The organism is Pseudomonadota bacterium (genome assembly GCA_034189865.1).
Classification (GTDB): Bacteria; Pseudomonadota; Gammaproteobacteria; order UBA5335; family UBA5335; genus JAXHTV01.
This window is the reverse complement of sequence record JAXHTV010000051.1, coordinates 1-6184: the sequence shown is the minus strand read 5'-3', so window position 1 is coordinate 6184 and position 6184 is coordinate 1. Positions and strand designations below refer to the sequence as shown.

General features: G+C 57.3%; 5 protein-coding genes. 2 read left to right on the top strand and 3 right to left on the bottom strand.

Annotated elements, in window-relative coordinates; translation table 11 throughout:
- Together SVU69_13445 and SVU69_13440 are read right to left on the bottom strand one after the other, a co-directional pair.
- A partial coding sequence (locus SVU69_13445; GenBank protein MDY6944002.1) for a methane monooxygenase/ammonia monooxygenase subunit C occupies window positions 1-794 on the bottom strand: 794 nt, incomplete at its 3' end.
- A 368-nt stretch (window positions 795-1162) separates the two neighbouring features.
- Window positions 1163-2671, bottom strand: a complete 1509-nt coding sequence (locus tag SVU69_13440; protein MDY6944001.1) for a GGDEF domain-containing protein — start codon at window positions 2669-2671, stop codon at window positions 1163-1165.
- Between the two features lie 146 nt (window positions 2672-2817).
- On the opposite strand from SVU69_13440, the gene SVU69_13435 reads away from it, so the two are divergent.
- On the top strand, window positions 2818-3606 hold the full coding sequence (locus SVU69_13435) for a PhzF family phenazine biosynthesis protein (GenBank protein MDY6944000.1): 789 nt from the start codon (window positions 2818-2820) through the stop codon (window positions 3604-3606).
- Between the two features lie 226 nt (window positions 3607-3832).
- Entirely contained in the window at window positions 3833-5695 is a 1863-nt protein-coding gene (locus SVU69_13430; GenBank protein MDY6943999.1) for an alpha-amylase family glycosyl hydrolase, read from the top strand.
- 52 nt (window positions 5696-5747) lie between these two features.
- Here the strand turns inward: SVU69_13430 and SVU69_13425 are convergent, their stop codons facing one another.
- A complete protein-coding gene (locus SVU69_13425; protein ID MDY6943998.1) occupies window positions 5748-6056 on the bottom strand; it encodes a hypothetical protein in 309 nt (102 codons plus the stop codon).
- Between the last annotated feature and the right edge of the window lie 128 nt (window positions 6057-6184).

Here is a 6184-nt window from a genome sequence, read left to right as displayed (position 1 = left end):
GCGCTTTCGGTATCCAGCGTCGTGAGCCGACGGATTTCACGCAGGCATTGCATCAAGAATCCGGCCAGGCCGAAAGCACTCCAGCCGAAAACGAGAAATCCCCAATGGATGGGTGCGGCAAAGAGTTCCTCGGCGTAAAAGAACGCGTGGCCCCATTCGTTGAAACCCACGTTGGGCATCATGAGCAGTGGGCCGCAAACCAGTATGGCGGCGGGAATGGAGATTCTACGGGTGAAGGCGGGAAGGCGCGTGTGCACCCAGACGAAGCCGAACACCAAAAACACGGCAAAGGCGGGTATGGCGAAGTACTGCAAGCCGATGTGGGTGGGGGTGAAGTCGGTATCGCGAATGGTGATCTGGTGCCATGCGGCGTCCGCTTCGGCAAACACGCCCAGCGAAATCATGGTGAGCACGCTGCCCAGGGCCAACAGGCTCAGAATCAAGTAATAACGCCAGAGTTCGTCTTGTGGCGCGAGTTGGCTCAGGTCCCGCTCACGGGTGAACCACAAAATCGCTGGAGCAATCACCGCGCCGGCGCCCAGGACCACGATCTGGAACCACAATAACGACATCCAATAGGTCTGAAATTCCGGTTCGAAATAGTCCAACCCGACCGTGAATGCGTAGGTGTGCTGGTACCAGCGGTAAATGATGAAAAAGCATCCGGCGATCAATATCCCTGTCGCCACCGCAAGCCACGGAACCTTGGGCGCCTGTGTGCATTTCGACGGAGAGATAACGTTAAATTCGGGGGTATTCGACGATTGTTTGGCTAGCGCGGGCACCGATGCCATTTACTAACTCCTTGTGGTTGCCGCATCTCAATCGGAAGGCAGGCTGGAACACGATGCCGGATGGGGTTAGCGCTGCTTGAGTGGTATCCGCTGCGAATCCGACCGGTCAACCATATCGTAAATTTCTCATCGGTAGAATAGCTGCTTTCTCGCAAGGCCGGTGTCATTTGTGTGACGAACCGGAAAGATGGAAAAACAGGTTCTCGGTGCTCCGAGCTACGGCACGAATCTGGAGCAGGTTAAGGGGAGAATATCCGTGATATCGGGAAACTAGCCGGGGGTCGATGATGTATTCCCGGATGCGGAGCGATCAATACGGTTTTTTGGATTTGTCGTACTCACTAAGACCCGTTAAATCGCGATGAAAATCAATTGGCGGGCATTTCCGCCACGGTTTGATTGCGGCCGTTCGATTTGGCTTGATACACACAGGCATCGGCCCGTTCCAAAGCGCTGGTGAGCTCATCGCCTTCAAGATACTGCGCCAGCCCGCAAGACATGGTGATTTGAACCGGTTGGCCGCGATAGCGAAAGCGACAGGTCGCCACCTTTTCCCGAAGCTTGTCGGCGACGTGGGCCGCGTCTTCCAAGCGCGTATCGGGAAGTAGAACCACAAACTCCTCGCCACCGTAGCGCGCCAGGATGTCGTTGGTGCGCAACTCTTCGTGCATGATTCTCGCGATCAGTTGCAGTGCACGGTCTCCCGCGCGATGACCGTAGGTGTCGTTGAGCTTTTTGAAGTGGTCGACGTCGATAAATAGCACCGATAGCGGGTGTCCGTGTCGCTTCCAGCGAGCAAACTCGCGATTCAGGTCACCTTCTAACGCGGCGCGGTTGTTCAGTTGGGTTAGAGGGTCGCGCAATGCCAGACGGCGCTGCTCCTCCAACGCCGCTTTCAGTTGCTGTGATTCCTGTTCCAACTGTTGCATGCGAGCCCGGAGCAATCGCGAGTCCTCGGTGCCGTCCTGGTGACGCTGCGAAGCCGCTGCGCGATATTGCGTGACTTGTTCTTGGAGGATGCCGAGTTTCTCGGAAACCATCGCTTTTAGGCTGTTCAGGTTGTTCTCGGCGCTCAGCGTCTGATGCAAGGCTTGCACTTCCCGATCCATGGTTTCATGCAGTGCTTGACCGTCTGCTTCCGCCTCATCTGAGCGCGCTTGGCTCTTGTCGAGATGCGTATTAATGGCACTGAGCCGTTCGCTCAACTGGTTGAGGAAGTTCTGGAACTCAGCGCGTTGGAGCTCGAGTATGCCGCGCAGTTCGTCGGCGGTTTCCGCGGTGGCTTCCAACAGGCCGGGCAGTAATCCGTGGATGGTCACGGGGGTTATTTCGGACCACAAAGTGCGCAACCGCTCGTAGGGCCCGGGCCCAATGGGCATGGCGTCTACCAAGTGTCTTAGGGCGTCCGAGACCTGTTGGGTGTCCAGTTCGTGGGATGGATGGTCGTCGTCATTTCCGGCGTTTTTGTAGCAGTCTGTCAGGTCGCGCAGAATCGCGAGAATGTCGGAGGTTTTGCGCAAGCCGGCGAGCCGGTTATGGATAAGTTTCAACTCGTCCGAGGGCGGCAGTTGGGCGCTGATGAACTGCAACAGTTCAGAAAGTACATCGGCGGATTCGGTCGTGACCTCGGCCTGCTCGTAGACCGCTCGAACCAATGGCTCGATGTCCTCGGCTTTGGTTTCCGCGCGCAACTTGACCTGCAATTGGCTCACGCCATCGTGGAGGCCGTCGGGTCCGAAGTCTTCGGCCACGCGCGCCAAATAACCGATGCTGGAGACGAGCGCTTTCTTCTCCTTCAAGCAGTCTTTTTCCAGCGCGTCTAGCTCCTTGACGCATTCGTAATATTTTTGTTTCCAGTCCTGTTCTGAAACGCTCATGTTCAATGAATGATGTAGGCTTGTTGTCGCGGTGATTTCCGTATGGAATATATCGACGCGTCGGGCGGCGACTTGATGTGGCGCCTGGCGGTGGTTCGCGCCGTCGGGGTCGATATTCTTGGCGAGGCATGCCGGCAGAGGTTCGCATGAAACTTCGGATTTTTCAGATCGATGCGTTTGCAAACGGGCCTTTCGGTGGCAATCCGGCGGCGGTCGTGCCACTCGACGATTGGATTTCCGAGGGCCAAATGCAGGCCATCGCGGCGGAGAACAATCTTGCCGAGACCGCGTATTTTGTCGCCGAGGGCGATCGCTTCGCGCTGCGGTGGTTCACTCCCGTGAAGGAAGTGGATCTGTGCGGCCATGCCACCCTGGCTTCGGCCTACGTGCTGTTTCATTATCTGGGGCAGACGGGGGATACCATCACGTTCAACAGCGCTTCCGGACCGTTGGCGGTGCGACGATCCGGCGATCTGTTGTCACTGGATTTTCCCGCCGAACCGCCTGAGCCCCATACTGACTCGGGGGAGGTCGAAGCGGCCTTGGCTTTGCCCGCAGGTGCGCTCCGGGAGCTGGCCCGTGGCCGCTACTACCTCGCACGATTGAACAGTGAACAGGCGGTTCGTGAGCTGCGGCCGGATATGGCAGCGCTGGAGGCGTTGGACCGAGTGGGTGTGATGGCCACGGCGCCAGGCGAGAATGTGGACTTTGTGTATCGTTTTTTCGCACCGGCGGCGGGGATACCCGAGGATCCCGCCACCGGTTCGGCCCAATGCGCCTTGTTGCCGTTTTGGTCTCAACGGCTGGGTAAAAAGGTTCTTCGCAGCCATCAGGTCTCTAGCCGTTTAGGTGTGTTCGAAGGGGAAGACCGCGGCGAGCGCGTGACGATCTCCGGGCAGTGTGTGCCTTACCTGATCGGCGAGATCACGATCTGATGGCGCTCGGCCGCTTAAGCACCGCGATGTCCGGGAAGCCGATGGACTGTGTCACAATATTTTCAGAACAAATGACCTGGCCCCGGCTCGAAATCCAACGCAATCTGACCTAGATTCAGATTGTTAGGGCGCGGGGTTCTCGGCAGGCCGCGATGCCGGCCTTGCATCGGGTTCCGTTCGGCCCGGCCATACATTCTTGACATGGCTGACAACAGGGAGGTGTGTGATGAAGATCCTGCCGCTACACCGGCTTGGTGCTCACGTTTCCGCTGACGGCTCGGCACGTTTCGAATTTCCCTTGCCGTGGGTTTCCGGGGAACACGGCAATCGGCTCTGGCTCAAGGTGATCCACGAGAAGGATCAGTTTCTTCAGGATATTCAGCCGTTTTCGTTCGAGATGTCCCATTCCGTCGATTCGGAACTGGGCGATTCCTGGTCTGTGACGTTCAATATCCACGATCAAGCGCCTTCCCATCCACGTTCCGCCTGGGGGCAGGCGGGGCGCTATGTGTATCGCTTTTTGCTGGAGAATCCCAACCATCCGTCCCTGGATTGGATTATCGATCCATTTGCCCGCGAGTTTGGCACCGGAAAACTCTCCGCGTTCACGCTGGGCTATGAACCTCACGTCTGGAGCGACAACGAGCTGAGCTGGAAAACGCCCGGCCTGTCCGATCTGGTGATTTACGAGCTGATGATTGGGGAGTTTGCCGGCACGGTGGATCGGGCCATCGAACGGTTGCCTTATCTGGCCGACTTGGGCGTGAACTGTCTGGAGTTGATGCCGGTCTCCAACGTGCTGGAGCAGATCGACTGGGGGTTTATGCCGGTGGGCTACTTCGGCATCGATGAGCGTTTCGGCAAGCGTCGCGATATGCAGCGCTTCGTGGATGCGGCGCACCGGGCTGGTTTGGCGGTGATCGTAGACAGTGTCTACGGGCATACCAGCGCGTGGTTTCCCTATTCGTACGTTTATCGGCACCTGCAATACCACGAAAACCCGTTTATGGGCTCGTTTGCCAAAGACTATTTTGGCGAGAGCACCGATTTTAACCGCGAGTTCACACGGGACTTTTTCGCCACGGTTAACCACCATTGGCTGGATTGTTACCACGTGGACGGGTTTCGTTATGACTGTGTTCCCAACTATTGGGACGGCGCCACCGGTACGGGCTATGCGCGATTGACCTTTGAAACCTACCGCCACGTCCAGGCGCAACAAGCCCAAGGCGGGCATTGGCAGCGGTTCTTCTCGGATGGTAACCAAAATTTGATTCAGTGTGCCGAGCAACTGGAAGGGCCGGTCGAAATTCTCGAACACACTTACAGCAACAGCACCTGGCAAAACGAAACGCTGGGCACTGCCGCCAAGGTGGCCAGTGGCGACTTCGGGCAACTGACGGAATACGGTTTTCGTACTGGGGCCAGCGGCTATCCCCCGGAGAAATCCGTCAATGGCGACCGCATCCCCAAAGCCCCGCTCCAGTACGTGGAAAATCACGATCACGAGCGTTTCGTGTGCCGGTTCGGCCTGACCCATCCCACCGGGGACCGCAGCGAGCTTTTGAAATCAGGCGATCGGGGGCGGTGGTATAAAGTTCAGCCGTATCTGTTTGCTCTGCTCACAGGGCGCGGTGTGCCCATGCTCTGGCAGGGCGGTGAGTTCGTTGAAAATTACTTTGTACCGCATGAAGGGTGGGGGCGGGTGATGCTGTTTCGCCCGGTTCATTGGGATTATTTCTATTCCGGTGAGGGGCGCAGTATGGTCAACCTCACCCGCAAATTGCTGAAGCTCCGAAAGGAGAACGTGCAATTTCGTGATGGCGATCACTTCTTCTACAACCACTACGACAATTATCAGTCCAAAGGGTGCCTGCTCTATTCGCGCGCAAACAATGGACGTTTCAGTCTGGTTGCGTTGAATTTCAGCGACGAGACCCAATGGGTGCCGTTCGAGTTTCCCTTTGACGGTGAATATGAAGAAAGCGTCCACGGCGGATCGCTTTCGCTGAGCGGGATCAGCGAGGGACAGCAAAGCTGGTTGGAGTTGCCCAGTAACTACGGCCGGGTTTGGACTCACCACGCTTAGTGGGCTGCGGTCAGCGCGGATTAGGCTGGGTGTGACGCGCGCTATTGGCCGCTCAAGTGCTGGCGGCGCCGTTCGCCGCCCCGGTAAAGCGTCGCGCGATATCTTCGGCTTCCCGAAGTAGGTTCTCCAGGCGCTGCCAGGCCTGGGCGCCGCAGTCCAGTTGTTCGAAAACGCCGCCGGCAGCGGCCAGGTCTTCGATGAAGAACATCAACAACTGTTCGTCCGATCGCACGTTGTTCAAAGTGACGGCGAGTGTCATCACGTATTCCCCGGCATCGATCGCGTTGTCCGCTTCCAAAGCGTCCATCAAACTGTCGAACAAAGGCAGCAGGCGGCCTTTGGTGTAATCGATTCCATTCATTCTGACGATATCCGTTTCATTTCCCGGTGGCACGTGGACTCAAGTGGTCTCATCGTTTTGTGCCAGCAGCTCAACAAAGGCCGGGGGCGCCTTTCCACTCTTGTCCTCTCCGAAGTAGATGGTGTGGT

Excerpts from the sequence above, each read along its gene's own strand:
- SVU69_13430 (MDY6943999.1), top strand. The coding sequence starts at position 3,833 with ATGAAGATCCTGCCGCTACACCGGCTTGGTGCTCACGTTTCCGCTGAC.
- SVU69_13435 (MDY6944000.1), top strand. The coding sequence starts at position 2,818 with ATGAAACTTCGGATTTTTCAGATCGATGCGTTTGCAAACGGGCCTTTC.
- SVU69_13425 (MDY6943998.1), bottom strand. The coding sequence starts at position 6,056 with ATGAATGGAATCGATTACACCAAAGGCCGCCTGCTGCCTTTGTTCGAC.
- SVU69_13440 (MDY6944001.1), bottom strand. The coding sequence starts at position 2,671 with ATGAGCGTTTCAGAACAGGACTGGAAACAAAAATATTACGAATGCGTC.